This window comes from Rhodococcus sp. DK176, assembly GCF_038447315.2.
GTDB lineage: Bacteria > Actinomycetota > Actinomycetes > Mycobacteriales > Mycobacteriaceae > Rhodococcus_F > Rhodococcus_F jostii_A.
The window spans coordinates 40,997-61,677 of the sequence record NZ_CP118322.2 but is presented as its reverse complement, the minus strand read 5'-3'; the positions used below and the strand labels follow the sequence as shown (position 1 = coordinate 61,677).

The window sequence follows — 20,681 nt, the reverse complement described above, 5'->3', positions numbered from 1 at the left end:
CCCTGGGATGTCTAACTGCGCGGCATTGGGGTTAACCCATCGAGAACTCACAATCGCGGTCTCTTGGCGTGATCTGCTTCGGCATGAAGCTGCCGCGACGGAAAGGCCAAACCCAGCTGGGAGTGTCGGCCACGCCCCGCGTTGCGCGTTGGTGAAGATATCGTCATGCCGACAACGCGCCCGCTGACGAAGACCGAGCAGCAGATACTGGATGATCTTGTTACCGGGGTCGCCACAGACTGCCGCGCTTCTGACGGTTCGCGGAGGCGGGTGTCCGGACAGTTTATCCGTGATGTGCTCCGCGGGGTCGTCGATCCCGACTTGATTCCAGATCCCCACGGGTTACGTCTGGTAGGTGCGGAGATCTGCGGCGAGTTGGACCTTTGCTATCTGGTGACACAAATCCCTCTGTCACTGGAGGATTGCACGTCGTCCGATTCGATATCAGCGGAGGACGCGAACCTGACCTCGCTGACCCTGAAGAATTGCCACTGGACCACAGTCGACGGCAGCGCGCTCAACGCCAACGGACTCCAGGTCACCCATGATGCTTGCTTCGAAGGGTTCGAAGCCACCAGCACCGGCGCGGACGCGGTGCAATTGGTTGGGGCTAGCATTGGCGGACAACTGAACTTCCGAGGAGCGCACCTGGTTAGCGACACCTGTACAGCCCTACAGGCCGACGGCCTGAGCGCCGCCGGCGTGTTCTGTGATGAGGGATTCACGGCCACCAGCACCGGGGGTGATGCGGTGCGGCTGCCTGGGGCTACCGTCGGCGGCCCAATGACCTTTGGGGGTGCGCACCTGGAAAGCAAGATGGGTACGGCTCTCCACGCCGACGGCCTGAGCGTAACAGCCGACATGCTTTGTAACGAGGGATTCAAAGCCACCAGCACCGAGAAGGATGCGGTGTCGCTATCTGGTGCGAGTATCGGCGCCCAACTGAACTTCGAAGGTGCCCACTTGGACAGCAAAGCCGGCACAGCCCTTGATGGCGACGGCCTGAGGGTCACCGCCGGCATGTTCTGTAACGAGGGATTCAAAGCCACTAGCACCAAGAAGGATGCGGTGCGGCTACCTGGAGCTACCGTCGGCAGCGAACTGAACTTCAAAGGTGCGCACGTGGACAGCAAAGCCGGCACAGCCCTACAGGCCCACGGCCTGAGGGTCACCGCCGGCATGTTCTGTAACGAAGGATTCAAAGCCACCAGCACCAAGAAGGATGCGGTGTCGCTACTCGGGGCGAACATCGGCGGCCAACTGAACTTCAAAGGTGCCCACCTGGAAAGCAAAGCCGGCACAGCCCTACAGGCCGATAGCCTAAGCGTGGCAGCCGACATGTTCTGCGACGAGCAATTCACAGCCACTAGCACCGACGCTGACGCGGTGCGGCTGATCGGGGCGAACATCGGCGGCCAGCTCATATGCGGAGCCGGAGCAAATGGAAAACCTTGTGTCAGCAGTTTGAATCTCCGGGATGCATCAGTCAATTCCCTGCTGCTTCCGACTGGTTTTGGGCCCGGCTCGGGCCTATGGCTCAATGTAGATGGATTGACGTATCCGCACGTTCCACAGGACATGTCCGCTGACGAATGGATCGAATGCCTCCAGCGGCACACCGCGGAATACGCGATGCAACCGTGGCGGCAGCTCGCCTCGACGTACACCGCCTCGGGTCACGACCAGGAAGCTCGGAAAGTTCTCATCGCCCAACAGACGTATCACCGTCAATGGCTCAAGACGCAGGGCACGGGTGACAAGGCCGGTATCGCTTTTCGCCGGGCACTGTCATGGGTCACGGGTAAAACGACCGGCTATGGGTACCAAACATGGAGGGCAGCACTGGGACTGTTCATTGTGGTAATTCTGTCGATGGGGCTCGGCTGGGCCTCCGGAAATATTCACGCGGACACGCCAGGACCCGGTGTCTACGTCGCTCAGCATTCGCGTCTGACCAGTAACGAAGGACAACCGTGCACCAAGACTGAGCGCCTAGCACTCGGAATTCAAATCGGATTGCCGCTGATCAAACTACCCGCCAGTGACCGCTGCAAATTAGATACAACAGCCGCAACGGGCCAGGTCATCACGGTTCTCAGCTGGATACTCCAACTACTGGGATGGGCATTCGCCACCCTTGTCATAGCGGGATACACCGGTCTGATCAGACGCCTATGACGTGCCGCAGAACACCATTTCACCCCGCGACATCTTATCGACCGATCATGGGCCACACTTGGTCGACAGTCCTCCCCAGGGGGACCTCGGCACACACGATGTCCTCGACCGAGTAGGCGATCGCCCCGCATCGAGGGCACTGCCCGGGTAGCTGTTGGTGTCGGATCATTGCCCAGTGCTCGTCACACAGCAGGTAGTCCACCCGAGCATCGAAGTGACAGCAGTCCTTGACCACCGCCGCCCAGCGGGCCGCACGCACGAAGCCGACGGGGTCACCCGGGAAGTACTGGGGATGACCCGCGCAGAACTCACACGGCAACTCCGTTTGAACGATCGACGGCATCGGAGCGGAGTGAGCCACCTCGTCCATACGAATACACCTCGCCGCTCTCTGGAGACCAGTATGCAACCGATCCTAGACACCTTCCCGTCGAAGGCGTTCAGATCCAGACGATCCACCACAGCGGCGGGACGGCCATTGCCAGGGCGGTTCCGGCGATGAGGAACGGTGCGAAACCGAACTCTCCCAGGTCTTTCTGACGCCGGATCGACTTCACCCCCGCCATCACCAAGAGCGCCAGGACGTTCGGTAGCAACATGCCCGCGAGCACATTCATCCAGCCGACCCACCCCAGGGCTGCACCGAGGATGAAGCTCAGCCGCACGTCGGCGAGCCCGGGATAGCCGCGCGTGATGATCGCGAAGGCAAGGTTGAATGTGAAGACCAACGCTCCGGCGAGAAGTGCGCGCCCGCCTGCCGCAGGATCTTGATCCATCGCCACCGCGAACGCCCCCAACATCAGGCCCACTGCGGTGGTCAGCCGGATCAAGGTCAGCGGAAACCGCAGCGTGAAGTGATCGATCCACGCCGTCCACACGCACAGCAGGCTCAGTGCTAGCCAGGCAGGCAAGATCGCGTCGCCGCCGACGAACAGCACGGCGCCGAACCACATTCCTGCGGTCAGAGCCGCGGGACCGAACCGCCGGGAGCAGCCCTCTGTCGGGATCTCGACGGCAGCACACAGCCTGGCCATCATCGGTGCCGTCGCCACGCTCAACGCCGCGCCAGCCGCGGCACTGGTGACGGCCGGCCACCACAGCCCGGCGGTGCCGTACTCGGCATCAATCCACCGCGCCGCGAACCACACCACCACACTCGCGACGACGACAAGCCCAGCAGGCGCATACACCGCCGCCGACAGCTGGTCACTTCGTTGCCCTGCCGCAGTTCCAGCACCGACGGCCGGCGATTGTGGCTCCTCACTTGAACCACTGCCCGCAAGCTCGGAAGTCGGTTCGGTCATCGTGGGCACTCCTCCGCAACTGTGCGACAGACATCAGGGACGGATCGACACTAGCCGTCCACCTGGACAGTCTCAGCACCACCGAGCTGGGAGGGCCTTCGAGAAGCCGCAGCCTGACGCGCTAGTGCGGCGGTGGTCTCGGCGGGCGTCGTTCTGTCCAGGTCATCACATATCACTGGGCTCGACATTGCGTCCTCCCTGTCGGACTGGAATAGAAGCGAGTACTCATGAATCGACGAACCACCAGCGAAATTGCTGCACTGTCCCTCATCACGGCCGCCATCCTCACCGGGTGCAGTAGCACACAAGCCGAGACCGCATCCCCGTCAGCCGAACCAACTGCTGCTACCACACGCGTCGAGTGGTCGGCGAACCCCACCGCCGTGGGTCAAGGTCAGCCAGGAGTGACAGACGCTCAGACCCGGCTATCCGAGACACAGCCGGCGACGACTGCCACGCAGGCCACCACTACCGCAGAATCGCCGCCCACAAGCGCTCAGTGCGGAACCGTCACGAACAACCTGAACGGTGCGACTGCACCTGTGAGCATCATCGCCGGAACTCCGAGCTGCCCAGCAGCACTGAGCATCAGTGATCGCTACCTCAACGACCGCACGATCGCAGCACAAGGACAAGGGCGATTCGCTGTCATCGACGGTTGGAACTGCAACTGGCCCTACCTTCCGGACCGATCACACGCCGACTCCTATCTGCAATGCGTCGACCCGACCGGGAATGCCGTCAAGATCGGCGACTGACACAGAACACCGAGCCACACCGAACCTCGTGTAGCCCACGCGCGACGCGCCGGACATCGACGATCGCACGAACGACACCAGACGAAGGCATTATTGATTCATGGGGGCACCAGTGAAGAAATCCACGCGCAACTCACGCCGGCCGGATCGTGGCCGCTCCGCATCGCCCGTCCGCAGCTATGCGGAATACACCAAGCGCCTTACCGCTGGAGCGAAAAGCGTCGTCATCGACGCCGACCCGGAGAACTGGCTGGACCTCGGTCACATCCCCAGCCAAGTCGAGGTCAAAATTATCGGACAAACCTGCGCGGGAATCGCCGGCGGCTCCATCGCAGCCGCCGGCCGATGCTTCGTCCAAGCGTCCAACCACGCCAGGGTCACCGCCTACGAACATGCTCACATCGAAGCGTTCGACGACAGCACCGTCGATGCCCGCGGCAAGAGTTGCGTTGTCGGCACCGACAACGCCAGAATCCGCGCAGAAGACACCGCCATCGTCTTCGCGCACAGCCACTGCCACGTCCAAGCCAACGGACAAACTCTTATCGCCGCCACTGACACCACCACCGTCCGCATCGACGGCGAGGCCCACGTCCGAGTGAGCCCAAGCGTGCACACCACCGGGCCCGGTCAACCCGCGAATATCGAAACCCATCCGATCAGCCGCCTCGCACGCCACCTGAACTTCTGAGCGAAAACGATTCCAGCAGTGTGCACGCCAGTCAGTTCGGCGTTACGAGCACCTGTAGCTCGCCGATCCTTTGCTGGTACGTAGAGGTCAGAGGTACAGGAACAACACCTCCCGCAGCTCCTCCCGGCCATGCGGCGGTCCAATTCACGAGCCACGCAGAGGTCGCTGAAACCTTGAATGTCCCGCCGGGCTCTGTGATCGAAGTTTTCTCGATGTGATGACCACACGTCGGGGATGGCATTCCACTCGGCGGCGTCACTGGGCTGGCGTCGACAATGTCGGTATATGGGGTGAACGGCAGTAGAGCACCAGGGCAAATCACAGGTGGGCTTCCGTCTCCGTAATTTATGGTCACACTGGTGTTTACGGCCGTCGCGGTGACCACCACCCCGCCTGGACCAGGAACTACCCGTGTAACCGGACCGATATTCGTCTCCCTAATCTGGTCGGGGCAGAGCCAAGCCCATGAAAATTTGCCGACTAATCCGGTTCTCCCACCTGGGAAATCAGCAGGTTCGGGAGTCCAGCACATCGGCGGTTCCTCGAGTTGCATGCCGGTCACGGCCGTACCCACAACGTTCATGACCTGGGCCATACTCACTGGGGTGGCCGGCATACCCACGTCCGGGCTCAGCGGAACGCAGTCTGTGAATCGGCCGCACGCCTTCAGCTGCTCCCTAACCGGAGGTCCTGTGGGGGCTGCTACGACGTCACTGCCACCACCGCTGTATCCAGACCCGCCGCCGCCCGTCCCCGCTGCACTCGCCCCTGGGGAGCCTCCGGAGCCAGGTGACGCCGAAGGTACCTGGACGTAGCTGCCTTGAACGACAATGTTCGCACCCAGATTTCCGGAACCGGGAGCGACGTCGATTCCGCCAGAACCGAAGCCGGGTTGTCCAAGCGCTGAGTGTGGCGACGCAACCAGGCTCCCCAGAACGAGCGCGCCGATCACGGTCACATGAAAACGACGACGATTTGGCATGTGTTCTCCTTGGTTATGGTGCATCGCACGGTGCGTATCGGCCTGCTGCATCGCTGGTGACTCGCCAGCCGTTTGCATCGGGCCAATCCGCATTCCGGACGGTCAACTGAGCGAGCACAAACTGCGGACGGTTGACGTCGTAGGCGGGACTACCGTCTGACTTCGTCCAGGTCATACCGGAGATGTCGGTGCAGGCGCGCACGTGGACCCAGGCAGGCCCGGATATAGCCTTGCCGTCGTCGCCTACCGGTATGCCGGCGTCGGTGATCTTCGCATCGACAACCTTGACGTCGCCCGCTCCGACCACGTTCTGCGATCGACGCAGGGTGATATCTCCCCGCCAGCTATCCAGCACGGGACCACCGGCAACGGTGTCGAGCTGCTCAATCGGCGCAGCGGCATCGCCATCAAGCATGCCTACGACAGCGTAGAAATCGTTGACCTTCGCAAGCGCCTGTTCCCGTGCCAACTCGTCAGGAGTCTTCTTCGACGTGTCCACCCCGTCGGGACCCTCGAACGCCGGGTCACCGGTGACAGTGAGCCCTACCGCCGGATCCGCCGCGTCGGTGTCGGAGCAGGCGGTCACGCCGACCAATAGGGTCGTGGCGGCCAAGGCAGCGACGGCGGTTCGGCGGATGGTGGTGTGTGCCATAGTCGTATCTCCTAGAAAAGTCCGGCATTGCAGGGCGTACCGGGCAGTGTGTAGTCTGCTGTGACTCTCCATCCTGCTGGGTCGGGCCAAGCGGTGTTCGTCAGGATCGGCTTTCCGAGCTCGAGAACGTCGGTAGCGTGGGCGAGGCAGACGTCCATCTCGATGGTCGCGGTGCCGGGCGTAGGGACGCCGTTTTCGTCGATCGGGATGTTGTGGCGGGTGATGGTGTTCTTGAGAACCTTGACCTCGCCTGCGTTCGCCTCGATGCGATGCGCGGTGATGTCCCGCTTCGTCGATTGAAGGAAGTTGCCGGCCGCGACATTGTCGAGATCTGCGGGATTAGCGGCGGGATCGGCACTTAGTCGCGCGAGCACCGTGTAGTACTCGTTGACCTTCACCAGTGCGGCTTCACCGGCCTGTTGCTCGGGGGACTTTCCGGAGCCGGGCGGTCCGGTGAACGTGGGTCCGGTGCTGGTTTCGAGGGTGACCGGTTCTGGGGTCAGGATGCTGCAGCTGGCTGTCAGGTACATCGCGGCAGTGAGTGTCGCCAGTGCGGCGATGTGGCGCGTCATGATGCTGCTCCGATCCGGTAGTGGCTCCCGTAGGTGGAGTCGAGCTGACTCAAGAGCATCTTGGTTTCGTGCTCGGGCTCTTCTTCGAGTGCGTCGAGCTCGGCGATCATGCGATCGACCAACCTTTGGGTGGTCTCGGTGTCACCCGAGAAGTGGGTGGCGATGATCGCCGCACGCCAGCACCCTTCGTGGACAATGTCGACCTTGAGGCCTGTCTCCGCGGCGGCGTGTGCAGCCGCGAGGTCCTGGGGGACTTGTTGGCCGCGGATGTAGCGGGTGGCGAGCTCCTCGGCGACGTCGGTGACGTCGGAGATCATGTCTTGTTTGGTGTGGTCGGCCCACCCGTAAGCGGTGGGGTCATCGCTACTGAAGGGTTGACCGGTGACCAGGGCTAGTGCGGCGGATAGCCGGGCGGTGACGACGTCAGCGGGATGGGCGTTGACGAGTTCTTGCCAGTAGTCCCAGTCGGTCGTGACGGCGTCGTGGAGTCGTTGGGGGGTCCGGCCGGTTCGATCTCCGGACTTGATGAGGGCGGGTTCACCGGTCTCGGTGTCACCGAGCCACTTACGCAGGCGAGAGAGCGCTTCGTTGCGGCGCCGGCGGAGCCGGGCCTTCGCTTCTTTCTCCTGCTCGGCTGTGCCGGTTCTGGCGGCTTCGACGTCATGGGGCCAGATTTTGCTGTCGATGTCCGCGGCGAGGACTCCGCCGTCAGTGGTGATGAGAAGTGCGGCGATTTCGGTCAGGCTCTTCTCTCGGCCTTCGGCCGGCCCTGGTGACGGGGGTGTGACGGCGGGTTCGCCGAGCAGCCTGATCCAGATGTGATCCGCCTCCGGCAGCTCGCCTTCTGCGGTGATCTCATCCGAATCGGACGGCTCTGGGCGGTCGACGGCGTGGTCGAGGTCATCGTTCCCGACCACGCCGAAGGTGGCGGGATCGGAGCTGGTGATGAACTCATCGGTCGAGATGTCATTGTCGAGACGGGCTGCTTCCCATCGAATGTCAGGGTTATCGCCCGTGTGGGCGATGCGAGGTTCGCGTGAGGTGGTGGTCAGGAGGTCTAGGACGGACGCGTAGCTCTCCTCGTCGAGGGTGGTCACTGTGATGCCGGCCGACGCGATTCCTGGACGAGCAAGGACTGCCGAGCCGTTGTCGTCGACCTCGAGGGTCCATGTGGCGTTGGTATGTGCGCTCTCGGTGGTCACTGCGGCGAACGCGATTCGGGGTGCGTGTCGTGCGATGCCGGCGAGTAGCTCGGCCTGTGCCTCGATCACCGGATCGGCGATCAGAACGATCTCCGGTGCGGTCAGCTCGCTGGTGGTGTACGACGTGCGTGCCTGCGCGATTGACTCGAAGTCGTTGTCCGCGAGGATTTCGGAGTCGAGTTCGAGGTGATTGGCGAGTGTCGTCAGTACCGTGTCGGCGTACTCGGAGTGGGTGATGCGGCCGTTGTCGATTGCCTCCGGCAGGTCGGCGCAGTATCCGACGAGGTTGAGGTGGAGGCTGTCGGCGATGGGCGAGACTGCGAGCTCGACGGCGAGCGCACGCAGCACCCCGGCTGTTGCGGTCGGGGTGCCGCTGATGGCGAGGTGGCCGATCTGTTCGAGGTTGAGCATGAGGTCGCGACCGTCGTCGCTGGTTCCGACTGCCGTCAGCGCCGGGTACGGACTGATCTCGGCCTCGGGAACGCTGCGCGGGAACGCTCTCGGGTCTACTGACCAGGTGGTGTCGTCGATCTGTGTCCAAGGTGCGGGGAGTGAGACCTGTTCGACGAGTCCGAGCTCGATGTCGTTGTCACCGACGAATACCGCCAGCAGGCCCGGCAGAGCGATACTCGTGGACCTGCAGTGGTGCGCGAGGTGCCGCAATGCGATGTCGACGTGGGTGGTGGTGAGCGGATCAGCGGCGGCCGTGAGTGCTTGCTCCGTCTGGATCGCGGTTTCGGCGGGAAGGGCGATGCGCTCGCCGCGGCGGCGGCGGTGTTGTTGCTTGCGGCGACGAAGTGCGAGATGCCCGGTGAGTCCAGCTGCAGCAACCGCTGAGATTCCGAGACCGATGAACACGACGTCGGATGATCCGTCCTCGGTATCGGTCTCTGCCGGCGCGTCATTGGTGAGGAGGTCGGCAGGCATTTGGGGCTCGACGGGGTCGAGTTGCCAGTTGGGGGCGTCATCCACAGGCGCGGGCGCGGGCGCCGGAGCGGGAGCCGGAACAGCTTCCGAAGCCGGAGCCGGAGCCGGAGCGGGAGCCGGAGCCGCATCGGCCGGCGGCACCAAGGCCGGCGCCGGCGTAGCGTCAGCCGTCGCGGAGGCGGCGGTGGGCATGATCAATTGCTGGCCGACCGTGATCAGCTCGCCGGCCGGGGCACCGTCGGGAGTCGTGATCTCCGTGAAACGCAGAGGATCGCCGAGCTCTCGCTCGGCGATATCCCACAGGGTGTCGCCCTGTTTGACCGTATAGGCTCCGCGTATCACCTCGGGCTGGGATGCGGGCAGCTGCAGGGTCAACCCTTCGACCAGAAACCCTGGCTCGGGGACAGCGGTCCGGTTGAGGTCCAGGATCTCGGCGTAGCGGCGGCCCTCGCCGAGATGCTGCTGGGCCAATCCCCACAGAGTGTCTCCCCGCACGGTCGTCACTGTCGGCCCCGCCGGTTGTACCGCCACCCGGGTAGCCCGCGGATCCACCTGCGTCTGCGGTGACGCGCTCGGATCTTCCTGCTGCGAGTGCGGCGCGTACGGAGAGGTGCTTCCCCCGTCCGCAGGCTGGGTCAGGACGGGTGCGGCGGTGGCGGTTCCGGCGGTCAGGAGCAAGAGAGCGCCGCTGACGAGGAACGTCGCCGTCCGCTGTTGTGAGCGAAGAAGGCGCAGCTTCGGCGCTTTGACGCCACGCAGTGTCGCCGCGAGTTCGAGCAGAATCGGGACGGTGAAGGTGGCCCAGGCCGCCCAGCCCACAAGGGGAAGAAGGGCGATGAGAAGACTGCCGTCATCTGGACTCGCGAGCAAACCTTCGAAATCCGACCACGGTATGTCGAGCGGATTGCCGCGCAGCGCCCAGAGCGCGGCCGGGATCCCGGCGACAAGCATCACCAGGATCAGGAGGTAGCCGAGTCCGGCAAGGCGGGACCTCGCGGCGTTTGCGCTCACGGTATGTACACCTCCCCGGCGTTGGTGCGATTGAGATTCACCGCAGCCGTACCGACGAGCAGTTTCGTTCTGGGGTATGGCAGAAGTTTCGAGTTGTAGACGATGCGGGTCGTGATCAGGAGGGTGCGCGGGCCGGTGGGGATCACGTCGCCGTCGACGCCGGCCTCGAACAGGTATCTCTTGGCGGCTGCCGTCGCGCGGACCGGGTCGACGACCGTGTCGATGCCGCGGGCGCTCACCGATCCAATGATCTGCTGACCGGCTGCTCGGGCAGCATCCTCGGCGACGTTGTCGGCTCGCTGGTCGGCGGTGAGCATGCCGCCACCGTCGACGATCAGTCCCCAGACGAAAAAGATCAGGACAGGGGCGAAGACCACCGTCATCAGGGTGACGGCACCCTTGTCGCGGTGCTCCTCCGGCAGTCGGGAGGCGAGTCGCTTACGCAGGGCGTTGGTCATCGTGTGCGCTCCCGGTAGGTATCGATCGGCGAGATTGCGGTAGCGGTGACGGTGCGGGCACCATTGACTCCGGGCCATCCAAGAGCGTCGAAGGAGACCTGGCAGGTCACGGTGACCTCGACCGTGGCGGGGACACCAGGTCTGGTGCGGAATCCGCTGGTATCGGCGTTGACGTTCATGGTGGCGCACTTGAGACCTTGTCCGTCCATGCTGCCGGCCGCTGCTTGGTACGCCAGCGGAGTGGCCGTGGCGATGGTGCGGGCGAGTGAGGCTGCACGGGCACCCTCGGTGGCGGCGTGTTCAACCTTCTGGTGCGCCTGTCGGTTGACGCCGTACGCATACATCCAGCCCAGGAGCAAGATCAGGATGACGGTTGCGAGGCACAGCTCGATCGTGACGTCGCCCCGGTCATCTCGGCGGGCGCGGGATAGCCATCGGGTGAGTCTCATCCGATTCCTCCCGGGTTGGTGACGCGTTCAGTCGGTTTGGTGTGGTTGACGACGATGGGGAATTCGAGACCCGGGACGAGGGAAGGGGCCTTTCCGGTGATGTTGACGGTTGTTTCACGGATGTTCTTGCTGACGAGGACAACCGGGATCTGCAGGTCACCGGTGCCTGCCTGGGCGATGCAGGCATAAGCGGCAGCTGTTCCTAGCGCTTGGTTGCCGTACTGGGATCTCGTGTTCTGGAGTGCCTTTTCGGCGCAGCTGTTGGCGACGTCGCGGCCGTGGAAGAACAGAGCGGTTTGCAGCAGGACCGAAAAGATCAGAAGGAATGCGACCATCGCGATGACCGTCACGAGCGTCGCCGGGCCTCGGTCGTCGCGGCGCCATCGGTCGATCAACTGTTCCAGTGTGACCATGGTCTGCCTTCCGATAGTTGTTGGACGGCTGGCTTTTCAGGACGGAATAGGGATATACGGCCACGGCCAGGAATCGATTCCGAGCTGCACAAGCACCGCGGCGACCGCCACCATCGCAGCGGCCTGGAAGACCCTCACGAGGTATGTCACGTACTCACCGTCTCTCCAATCGATGCAGCGCTGTCTGATTTCAGTCGGGGATCGCGTTTGCGCGGGACATGATCTTGCGGACGACGATCGCACCGGCTGCGGCGGCGGCGCCGACGACCAGGACGGCGAGGAAGACGTACTCGAGGGTGGAGGGTCCGCGGTCTGAGTCTTTGCCGCCGGCGCGGTGGAGGAGGGTGCCGGCCAGTGCGGCGACGAACATCATTGTGAGGGTGATGTAGGTGGTCACGGCCTCGCGGGCGGTGCGCCGGGTGGCGGTAGCGACGGTGGTGATGCTCATGGTGGGCTCCTTGTGTTTGGTCGATGTGTAGCAGGTGAGCTGGACTGGATGATCGTGACCGGCCAGGCTCGGCGGTCTGGGGTTCTCGCTCCTTTCGCGGCGCTGGCGGCGCACCGTCGAATCGGATTAGCCGGTGATGATGGTCAGTGCCGGGATGAGCAGCAGCATGATGAACAAGCCGGCGAGTCCGGCCAGCGGCATGGCCAGCTTTTCGGTGGCCTCGGCGGCTGCTCCTTGTTCTGCGCTGGCCTGAGCGGATCGCAGGCCCGCGGCCTTTGCTCGCAGTGATGCGTAGACGGATGCGCCTTTGTCTCCGGTCATGTTCATGATGTCGGCCAGGTCGCCCAGTTCGGTCAGGCCGAGCTCTTGGGAGACGCGTGTCAGGGCATTCCACGGGGCTTCGCCGGAGCGCCCGGCTTCGTACAGTTCCTCGTCGAGGCGCAGGAACACCCATGAATCTCCCACCTGCGCAGCGCGCTCGAGGCTCTGGGTGGTGCCGATTCCACCGCGTCGGCACAGGGCGACGAGATCGATGTAGGAGCTCAGTGCCTGCGCGAATTCGGCTCGTGCCGCGGTTGCCCGGCGTCGGATTTCGATGTCGGGGATGAGGAAGAGCAGGAAGGCGGTCGCAATCGACAGGATGGCCGGGATGGACCATCCCAGGCCGACCCCGAATGCAGTCAGGACGAGGTTGAGGAGGGGGAAGATGAGCAGTCCGAGCAGTGCTGCGACGAGCTTTTCCCCGAGTACGTGGGCGGGATCTCGGTGCAGCAGGGCGAGATCGGCGTTGGGGAGCGTGAAGAATTTGCTGTCCTGCAGGTAGGGGTGGACCCGGATGCCGAGTTTGTTCGCCATCCCGTCGATCAGGGAGGTTCCGGCTGTCGACGTGCGCTCCGGGGCCGGTCCGGACAGGCGCGACATGGCATCGCTGAGTGCGGGTTGTGCGCGCATGAAGTAGAGGGCGACCAGGTAGATGCCGATTGTTCCGACGCTCGTGTAGAGGATGACCGTCATCTGAATGCTCATCGCTGCGCTCCTACGAGGTCGGTGCGGTTGACGCGATCATTGGTGCCGATAAAGCGGGGGTAGGTCGGCGGTTTGGTGGCCTGCTTCATCCAGTACAGGTCGGCCGCGAACAGGGTCAGCAGGATCAGTAGCACGATCTGCATTCCGCCCGACTTGTACGGTTCCATGAAGTTGGTGAACAGGAAGGCTGCCGCGAGTGTTGTGATCGCGATGATGGTGACCCATTTAGCTTGTGTACGGCTGGATTTGCGGTCGGCCTCGGTGCGGCGTCGGCGCGCGACCATGTCACCGACGTCTTCGGCGAGGCCTTCGAGTACGGCTGCAAGTCCCACGCCCCGCAGTTGCATGCTCAGTAGCAAGGCTCCGCAGATCTTGTCGCCGACGCTGTCGTTGAGGTCCGAAGCGAAACGTGTGATTGCATCCACCGGAGGGACGTTGTTGCGCAGGCGGCTGATGAACGCTGTGATCTCCTCCCGTAGCGCCTCCGGGATCGGAGTGGAGATGATGGTGTGCTCGATTCCCGAACCAGCCTTCATGCTGCTGGAGAGGTTGCGGGCCCACTCGTCCATGGCCGCCAGCCGACTGATCTGCTGTTCTGCTTCGGGACGGCCGAGCAGGTACGGCAAGCCGACCAGCAGCGCCGGGACTAGAAAGAGGGTGAAGAGCCAACCCGAGAGGGACGACACGACGATGCCGGCGGCGAAGCCCACGACGAGCAGGATCTGGGTGCTACGCGGGATCTTCGATGAGCTGCGGCGCCGGCGCTGACGCGTGGGCGCGGTGCGATCGCGGCGGTCTTTCCATCCCATGACGATGCAGGCGACCCCGGCGCACAGCAGTAGTACCAGGAAGATGCCGATTTGCTGATACATCACGCCACCTCTTCATCGTCGTAGAGGTCGCGTTCTTCGTCGAAGTGGCGAAGGCTGTCGCTGGGGAGGTTGATTCGCTTGAATCCGCCGGCGAGCAGCTTGCGGAGCAGCGGTTGTGGAATGGATCCGAATTCTCCTGTGCCGTCCGAGTATCCCCGGTAGATGGTGGAGAAGGACGGCTTCTTGTCGTCGCCGGGTTCGACGTAGACGACTTCGTCGACGTAGCGGACCGAGGTGCGTGACCCTTCGCCGTCGACGCGGACCTTCGTGCCGAGTTGGACGATCAGGTCGATGTGCTCTGCGAGCTGGCGTTCGACGTAGTCCACCGTCGCGTTCATCGGGGGTTCGGTCGCCAGGTTCACCAGACGGTCGACTACGCCGCGAGCGGTGTAAGCGTGCGTCGTGGATAGTCCTCCTCTGGCCGTCTGCAGTGCCTTGAGAAGAGCGAGGATCTCGTGACCGGCGACCTCACCGACGATCATGTAGTCGAGCTGCTGTCGCACGAACTCGTACAGGATGTCGGAGAGGGTGTAGCTGCCGGCGAGCTCGCCGTCTGCACCGCGTTCTCCGCCGCCCAGGATTGTCTCGGCGTCGACCACGAAATCCTCGCGGCCTGGCAGTTCGTCGATGAAGAGTTCCCGTTCGGTTTCCGCGATTCCGATTCGCGTCTGCAGAGGAAGCGCATTGGCCAGTGCACGCGTGAAGGTCGTTTTTCCGAAGCCCATTCCGCCGCCGGTGACCACCGAGGCACCGCCTCGGACCGCGCACGAGAGGATGGTCGCGAGCTCGATCGGCATCATCCGATGTTCGGCGGCGAGCTGATCGAGGGCGATGTTCTTGAGGCGGTGGATGCGGATTGCCACCGAGGGCCGTTTGACTGAGTAGCCCATGACCGACAGTCGGTGGCCTCCGCGCATTGTCAGGCGCAGTGACGGATTGAGCCGGGAGAAGGGCCGGCCGCCGTTGTCGGCGCGTGAGGCCAGCAGTCCCATCCACTCGAGGAGTTCCTCGGGGGTGTCGACGACTGGGTCGCGGTGTTCGTAGTGTCCGTCGGGGAACTTGACGTAGACGGCCGCGCCGTTGAGGAAGATGTCGGTGACGTGCGGCTCTTCGACGAGTTCCTGCAGCGGGCCCAGGTTGAACTGCGCGTCGAAGATGGCCTTGATCAGGGCTTCTTCTTCGACGATTGTGAAGGCTTCGCCGCCGGAGTTGATGGTCTTCTGGACGTGGTTCTTGACCAGGCCGGTGATCGTCTCACGGCCGAACTCGCGTTCTTCCTCCTCGGTGAACGGGGCGAAGTATTTGCCGGCGTTCTTCGGGTCGTGGCGCTCGCGGTCACGCGCTGACCGGTAGTCACGCAACAGTTCCGCAGCTTCTTTCTGCAGAGCGCGGACCAGGGCGCGATCGACCTTGACCTTCGCGGCCGGCGGCACAGGCCGTGGCGCAGTGCCGCTGTGCCCATTGGTGCTGGCCGGTGGCAGTTCGTGTAGGCGAAGCGATCGAAACGGATCGGTGTCGGGGAGCGTGATTTCCGATACCGAACTGCGGCCCCCACCTGCGAGGTCGGCGTCCGGGATCGAGGCTGAGAAGAAGGGAAGCTCCGTGATCTTGTTCTGCGGAGGCTGGGTCGCGTCGTCGGAGTTCATCGGCGTTCTCCTGTCAGTGTCGGCAGCGCAGCATTGAGCGCGGGACCGGACTTCCAGTCCGCCTGATGGCTCACCGCGAATTTGGTGATCTTCGGCCAGGTACTGCGGTGGAGGGTGTGCAGGTAGATCGAACGGCGACGGCGCCATTTGCTGATGGACAACCCGTCCGAGAAGACCTTGGCGTCACCGGAGTCGGGCAGGACCGCGATCACGTCAAGACCGGTGACTTTCGTGACTTCCTCTGCGTTATAGGGGGACTCACCGATCAGGATCAACCCCAGACTTGCCCGAGATTGCACCGCGGAGAGCTGCTGTCGCAGGGCGTTCTGCGAGGCGCGCAGCGCTGCGATTGCCGTTCGCTCAGTGCGGGTGACGATTGCGATCGTTGTCGCGTTGACGATCAGTTCGACCGGAGCGCCTCGTTGCCCGATCCGGCCGGCATCGACGATCACGTTGGTGTCGTCGACGCTCAATCCGGCCAGGTGGACACCCAGCGGCCCCCAGACGGGCCGCATCGCATCTGCCTGGGCGGAGTGGACCAGTCCCGGGAGCAATGACACCGACGACTGCGGGATCTGGATGAGTTGCTCGGTCAACGCAGTCTTGAGGCGCCCGTGACGATTCGCGTCGACGAGATTGATCAGGGAACGATCGTGATAGTGGTTTCCGAGCATGTATCCGGCCAGGACCGGCGAGGACCCGATGGCATCCGCTTCTACGAGCAGAGTCCGGTCGGTCGGTGAGTTCAGGGCCAGGGCGAGCGCCGTGGTGCTCACACCGGGTGAGCGTGAGGCGGATGTCAGTGCGAGAAACATCGCCAATCACCGCACTCGGTTGTCGAGGACGATCGCGACACGCTTGGTTGCGCCGCGGGCGGCGACCCAGTTGGCCTCTGCCTCGGGCACGAGCAGGTTGAGCGTTGTCTCGCCGGCTTCGGGGATCTCCTTGGTGGAGTACACCTGCGCCTTCGTGTTGATCGGGCCCTGGACGGGCGGGTCGTCCTGGTCGCGTGGTGTGTCCACGACACGGACCATGTCACCGGGGACGATCGGCTCGGAGGGGAGGTGGCTGTAGCTCACCGTGATGCCGACCATCGTGAGGCCTTCCCCGGGAACAACCTGATCGGTGATCGCGGACGGGAGCAGGACGGTGCCGGCCGGCAACCGGGTGCTGGCACTCATTCCTACGACGCGGCCGCGTTCGCTGGCGGGCAGCGCCCCGAGATCGGCATCGACGTTGACCGACTTGGCGGCCAAGTCCTTGGACTCGATGGTCTCGCCTTGCTGCACCTCGTTCGTCAGGACGAGCACATCGGTGGTTGCGCGCATCGCGTTGACCGCGGTGAGCATGCCGATCACTGCCACCACGACGAGTGCGACACCGATCGCCAGGTAAATGGGGCGTCGACGGACGCGCGCGCGGGTATTCAGATCGGGTGGCTCGTCCTGATCTGCGCCGTTGTGCGCCAGGGGCAGGTCATCCCCGGACGAGCGGAGCTTGTCGATTTTCTTGGTCAGCAGGGATGCCATGTGGTGGTCCTTCACAGTGGACGTGTGGACATATCGGACACTTTCGTACGGCGAACAGTAGAGAGCGACCTGGACAAGTTCGCTGCGACCACGTCACCTGCAAAGCTCCGACGGACTGGCGACGCCATCCGGTGCGACTGGTCCGGTGCGTGTGAGGGCGCCGCTGGGCGCGTGAACCAGCTGCGTTGGATGGCGGATTCCGTTGGGGCGGCGACCGTGTTGCTCGCCATGGCAGTAGTGCACGCCGCTACGTTTTCGCGGGTATGCACATGAAAACCAGTGCGTCCAGCGACATCCCGACCTCGGGTGCCGGAAACGACGGTTCCAACCATCCGGCGTTGGGCAAACTGCGCGGCATGCCGTTGACCGACTACTTCTATTGCCCCGTATGGACAGTCGGGTTCGAAATGGTCCTTGTAAACATTCCTGCGGCCCGTTTCGGGAGTCGCTGCTTGGGCCGACCATCGCCTCAGCACGACTAGCGATCCGTGCCGTGCCACGTCGAGCACGAGGAGCCGAACGCCGAGCACCGTCCCCGTCGATCGCACACGCGAACCCCATTGTGCTGCACGTGGCATAAACGCTTTCCCCTCCGCAACCCGCCTGGGCCCTCCCCCTCGGCGCGACTGTCGACCCGCACTCGTCTGCCTGCCACGCAGCTGTGAGCCTTCTGGGAAAACATTCCATCAGGTCGGGAACTGCGTTGTCCAGCAGGGGGGTAACACTCAAGAGTGTTACCTACAAGGCTTGACATTCCCCGGGAGTAGGGTAATGCCGCTGTATTCGCTATCGGAAAGGCCAACCAATGGACTCGATCAGTCCGCCGAGTCTCGGTGATTTCATCCGTGCTCGGCGCACCCGGGCAACGCCGACGCACCCGGATGGAATGACTCGGGCCCAACTGGGCGAAGAAATCTATTTGAGTGTCAGCTACATCGCGCGGCTGGAAGGAAACGTTAAGGACGCGAGTCCTTCTCCACAGGTTCTCGACGCCACCGCCAACGCACTCTGTCTCGATGATGCAGAACGTCGGCACCTATTCAATCTGGCACGGCGAACACAGACCGAGCGTGAGGACACCACGACACCCTGGACGATCGCCGACTATCGAACACTGATCACACCCGACATGAAGACCGCCATCGCGGCGCTGAACCCGCACCTGGTGGCATACCTCGACGAGCGCTGGAATGTCATCGACTGTAACTCGGCGTACGACAAGGCGTTCCCTGGACTGGTCGACGAGGGAAACGTGTTGCGCTGGTTCTTCTCGACTCCGGCATCAATGAAGGTCATGGTGGAGTGGGAGGCGGAAGCCGCCTTGACCGTCAGCTGGTTCCGAGCGTTGATGGGTCGCTACTACAACCCCGACTGGGCGGTGGAAACCCTCGAAGAGTTGAGCGCGTTCCCTCTCTTCCGCGAACTGTGGTCACGCGAAGAAGTCCGGTTCGGCCGGCACCAGCCGTTCATGCACCTCCGCGACACCGAGACTGGTGAGCAATACAGCGTGCACGTACAGGTCCACGCGGAGATGCGGGGCAAGTATCCGCTGCATGTACCTCGGAGTGCGCCTCCCCGCCTCCTGAATTAGCGGAGCGCCTTGACGAACGCAGTGATCGCCGCGTTGACCGGCTCGGGGTGTGTCCAGTTTGCGGCATGGCCGGCCACCGGGATCGTGACAACTGGCGCAGCACCGGGAAGACCTGCTTTGAGCTCGTCCGCCTTCTCTGCGGGCGCTGACAGGTCATTTTCCCCACGGATGATCAACGCCGGAACGTCAATGTCGGAGAGTCGGTCCACGACGTCGTCGCGTTCGATAAGGCACTCCGCGGCCGGCCGGACAGCCATGCGATCGCTGCTGTTCCATTTGCTGATCCACGACGTCCAATCCGCAGGTTCTCCACCGATCAGTTGGGGGGCAAGTGCGCTGGTGAGCGGTTCGAGTGGCTCTGTGCTGCACCACTGATTGAACAGGACGCGGTATCCGGACTTCTGCTCGGGTGTACAGGCTGAGGCTTCCGTGTCGAGCAAGATCAGAGCCGTCGTGCGCTCCGGTGCGAGGAGTGCTGTGCGCAGCGCGGTATAGCCGCCCTGGGACATGCCCCCGATGATTGCCTTCTCGACACCGATGTCGTCGAGAACGGCGAGGGCGTCGCGCGCAAGGTCCCAGTATGTGAACGGCATACCCGTATCGGTGGTCTTTCCGTGGCGGCGCGCATCCCAGGTCACAACCCGAAGGTCCGGGGATAGATCGCGCACCTGGGGCGTGAACATGGATGAGTCCATGAAGAACCCGTGCCCGAGTAGAAGTACGGGCCCCTCTCCCCCACTGTCGGTGTAAAAAATGTCGGCGTCGGGCGTTGTCACTGTCGGCACGTAGCCGATCCTAGGGTGAGGTGACTATCCCCGGTCCAGGCGAGTCTCAAGGAGCGCTGTTGCCAGTGCCCCTTTCAGAGGTTGCCGCTCACTCTCAACAAGACCCTCTCGCCACAACCTGCGGAGACTATCGACGCGTTCTGCCGAGTGTCCGTGATCGGTGGGGCATCTCCCGTTCGAGGGCCGCCCGCGACTGGGTGCGTTCGGTTCGTCCATTCGGTCAGAGCGCGGGCGATCCAGCATCGCGCTACCGCGGAGTCCGCCGCACAGGCGGCGAGGGACTCGAATGCCAGCGCTATCGCGACTGTGAACTCGGGGTGCGTTTCGTCGAGGCATTCGAGTGCGATGTCGTTCGCCGCCGAAAGTGCCAGATAGGTGGCCTCTGAACTGGTTACGGCCGAGCCGTGGGCCAATCTCTCCGTGGCCTCGTACGCCGCCCGCCGCGCGTCGGGGCTGAGCGCCTTCGTTTCCGATGTTCGGCACATACCGGCGACGCGCTCAAGTTCGTGAGTGCATCGTCGCCGGCGGCCGGGAGCCTGCCGGTCAAGCCCCAGTCTGAGTCGAGCACGTCGGCGAACCAGCACCAGCGAGCGAACTCCGGCGCGTCGTCGAGCGCGAGTTCAACGGTTCCGGACGCCAGCTGCATCACCGCATCGGCGACCGACATCTCGTTGAGAGCGGAAGAAAATGACTCATGCATGGTCGTTTCCCGTCTCCGTGTCCCGTAAGGGACGTGAGGGTCAAGCGCAGGGTTGAAACTTGTTGTGGTAATTGCCAAACTCCGCACTGCGGAGCGTGCACGACCGGGGTCAAAGCGTTGTCAACCAGCACTCGACGGCGCGCTTGGCAGCGTCGGTTGGATCGGCGAGGTCGACCGCAGTGGTGGCATCGACCCCCTCAGTGCGCTCCCAGCTGCCGTCGTCTCGTTGGTGGTCGACGATGGACCAGATTTCGACCGTGGCTTCATGCTCACCGCGGGTGATGAGCCGAAGAGCCGGGACGAATCCGGGGCAGAGGTTGCTGAGGGCGATGTATGTGCGGTCCTCGTCAACGGCGAGGTCAAGGTCGTTGTGATCGTTCGCGTCGTGGGCGGCCGCAATGAACGCCGTGTGGAAGTCCTCGGGGATTTCTATGAGGGCCATCGGGTCTGGTCTCCTTCAAAAGGGTCGTGATCTGGGGTGCACAGC

At 63.5% G+C, this 20,681-nt stretch carries 19 protein-coding genes; 4 read left to right on the top strand and 15 right to left on the bottom strand.

Annotation, left to right across the window (positions count from 1 at the left end; genetic code table 11):
- Positions 1-165: 165 nt before the first annotated feature.
- Complete coding sequence (locus PSR88_RS37135; protein WP_011599926.1) at positions 166-2,178, top strand: hypothetical protein; 2,013 nt, start codon at positions 166-168, stop codon at positions 2,176-2,178.
- A 440-nt stretch (positions 2,179-2,618) separates the two neighbouring features.
- On the opposite strand, the gene PSR88_RS37130 is transcribed toward PSR88_RS37135, so the two are convergent.
- Entirely contained in the window at positions 2,619-3,482 is an 864-nt protein-coding gene (locus PSR88_RS37130) for a hypothetical protein (protein WP_011599924.1), read from the bottom strand.
- A 542-nt stretch (positions 3,483-4,024) separates the two neighbouring features.
- Between PSR88_RS37130 and PSR88_RS37125 the strand changes: the two genes are divergently transcribed.
- On the top strand, positions 4,025-4,240 hold the full coding sequence (locus PSR88_RS37125) for a hypothetical protein (protein ID WP_016880425.1): 216 nt from the start codon (positions 4,025-4,027) through the stop codon (positions 4,238-4,240).
- Between the two features lie 100 nt (positions 4,241-4,340).
- On the top strand, positions 4,341-4,931 hold the full coding sequence (locus tag PSR88_RS37120) for a hypothetical protein (RefSeq protein WP_011599922.1): 591 nt from the start codon (positions 4,341-4,343) through the stop codon (positions 4,929-4,931).
- Positions 4,932-5,926: 995 nt separating this feature from the next.
- Here PSR88_RS37120 and PSR88_RS37115 read toward each other — a convergent pair.
- The 12 genes from PSR88_RS37115 to PSR88_RS37060 form a co-directional block, all read right to left on the bottom strand.
- Positions 5,927-6,565, bottom strand: coding sequence for a hypothetical protein (locus PSR88_RS37115; protein ID WP_011599920.1), 639 nt, complete (start codon positions 6,563-6,565; stop codon positions 5,927-5,929).
- 11 nt (positions 6,566-6,576) lie between these two features.
- The gene (locus tag PSR88_RS37110) at positions 6,577-7,137 is read right to left on the bottom strand and encodes a hypothetical protein (RefSeq protein WP_011599919.1); all 561 of its coding nucleotides are present in this window, start codon (positions 7,135-7,137) and stop codon (positions 6,577-6,579) included.
- Positions 7,134-10,277 carry a LysM peptidoglycan-binding domain-containing protein gene (locus tag PSR88_RS37105; protein WP_016880427.1) on the bottom strand — a complete coding sequence of 1,048 codons (3,144 nt, stop codon included), beginning with the start codon at positions 10,275-10,277 and terminating at the stop codon, positions 7,134-7,136. Before PSR88_RS37105 ends, PSR88_RS37110 begins: the two co-directional genes overlap by 4 nt.
- Positions 10,274-10,735 (bottom strand): TadE/TadG family type IV pilus assembly protein, encoded by a 462-nt coding sequence (locus tag PSR88_RS37100; protein WP_005560298.1) that lies wholly within the window; start codon positions 10,733-10,735, stop codon positions 10,274-10,276. The genes PSR88_RS37105 and PSR88_RS37100 overlap by 4 nt, the downstream gene beginning before the upstream one ends.
- Complete coding sequence (locus PSR88_RS37095; protein WP_011599917.1) at positions 10,732-11,184, bottom strand: TadE/TadG family type IV pilus assembly protein; 453 nt, start codon at positions 11,182-11,184, stop codon at positions 10,732-10,734. Before PSR88_RS37095 ends, PSR88_RS37100 begins: the two co-directional genes overlap by 4 nt.
- Complete coding sequence (locus PSR88_RS37090) at positions 11,181-11,597, bottom strand: hypothetical protein (RefSeq protein ID WP_011599916.1); 417 nt, start codon at positions 11,595-11,597, stop codon at positions 11,181-11,183. The genes PSR88_RS37095 and PSR88_RS37090 overlap by 4 nt, the downstream gene beginning before the upstream one ends.
- 190 nt (positions 11,598-11,787) lie before the next feature.
- Positions 11,788-12,045: a hypothetical protein gene (locus PSR88_RS37085; protein ID WP_016880429.1), complete on the bottom strand. Its 258-nt coding sequence runs from the start codon at positions 12,043-12,045 to the stop codon at positions 11,788-11,790.
- 126 nt (positions 12,046-12,171) lie between these two features.
- Positions 12,172-13,071 (bottom strand): type II secretion system F family protein, encoded by a 900-nt coding sequence (locus PSR88_RS37080; RefSeq protein WP_011599914.1) that lies wholly within the window; start codon positions 13,069-13,071, stop codon positions 12,172-12,174.
- The gene (locus tag PSR88_RS37075) at positions 13,068-13,943 is read right to left on the bottom strand and encodes a type II secretion system F family protein (protein WP_011599913.1); all 876 of its coding nucleotides are present in this window, start codon (positions 13,941-13,943) and stop codon (positions 13,068-13,070) included. The genes PSR88_RS37080 and PSR88_RS37075 overlap by 4 nt, the downstream gene beginning before the upstream one ends.
- The gene (locus tag PSR88_RS37070) at positions 13,943-15,589 is read right to left on the bottom strand and encodes a CpaF family protein (RefSeq protein WP_011599912.1); all 1,647 of its coding nucleotides are present in this window, start codon (positions 15,587-15,589) and stop codon (positions 13,943-13,945) included. Before PSR88_RS37070 ends, PSR88_RS37075 begins: the two co-directional genes overlap by 1 nt.
- Positions 15,586-16,365, bottom strand: coding sequence for a hypothetical protein (locus PSR88_RS37065; protein ID WP_237723814.1), 780 nt, complete (start codon positions 16,363-16,365; stop codon positions 15,586-15,588). The genes PSR88_RS37070 and PSR88_RS37065 overlap by 4 nt, the downstream gene beginning before the upstream one ends.
- A 45-nt stretch (positions 16,366-16,410) precedes the next feature.
- Entirely contained in the window at positions 16,411-17,118 is a 708-nt protein-coding gene (locus PSR88_RS37060; RefSeq protein ID WP_011599910.1) for an SAF domain-containing protein, read from the bottom strand.
- Positions 17,119-17,923: 805 nt separating this feature from the next.
- On the opposite strand from PSR88_RS37060, the gene PSR88_RS37055 reads away from it, so the two are divergent.
- Positions 17,924-18,709, top strand: coding sequence for a helix-turn-helix transcriptional regulator (locus PSR88_RS37055; protein ID WP_411755685.1), 786 nt, complete (start codon positions 17,924-17,926; stop codon positions 18,707-18,709).
- Here the strand turns inward: PSR88_RS37055 and PSR88_RS37050 are convergent.
- Positions 18,706-19,485: an alpha/beta hydrolase gene (locus PSR88_RS37050; protein ID WP_342338957.1), complete on the bottom strand. Its 780-nt coding sequence runs from the start codon at positions 19,483-19,485 to the stop codon at positions 18,706-18,708. The genes PSR88_RS37055 and PSR88_RS37050 overlap by 4 nt on opposite strands.
- An 818-nt stretch (positions 19,486-20,303) precedes the next feature.
- Positions 20,304-20,636, bottom strand: a complete 333-nt coding sequence (locus tag PSR88_RS37045) for a hypothetical protein (protein WP_011599905.1) — start codon at positions 20,634-20,636, stop codon at positions 20,304-20,306.
- Positions 20,637-20,681 lie beyond the last annotated feature (45 nt).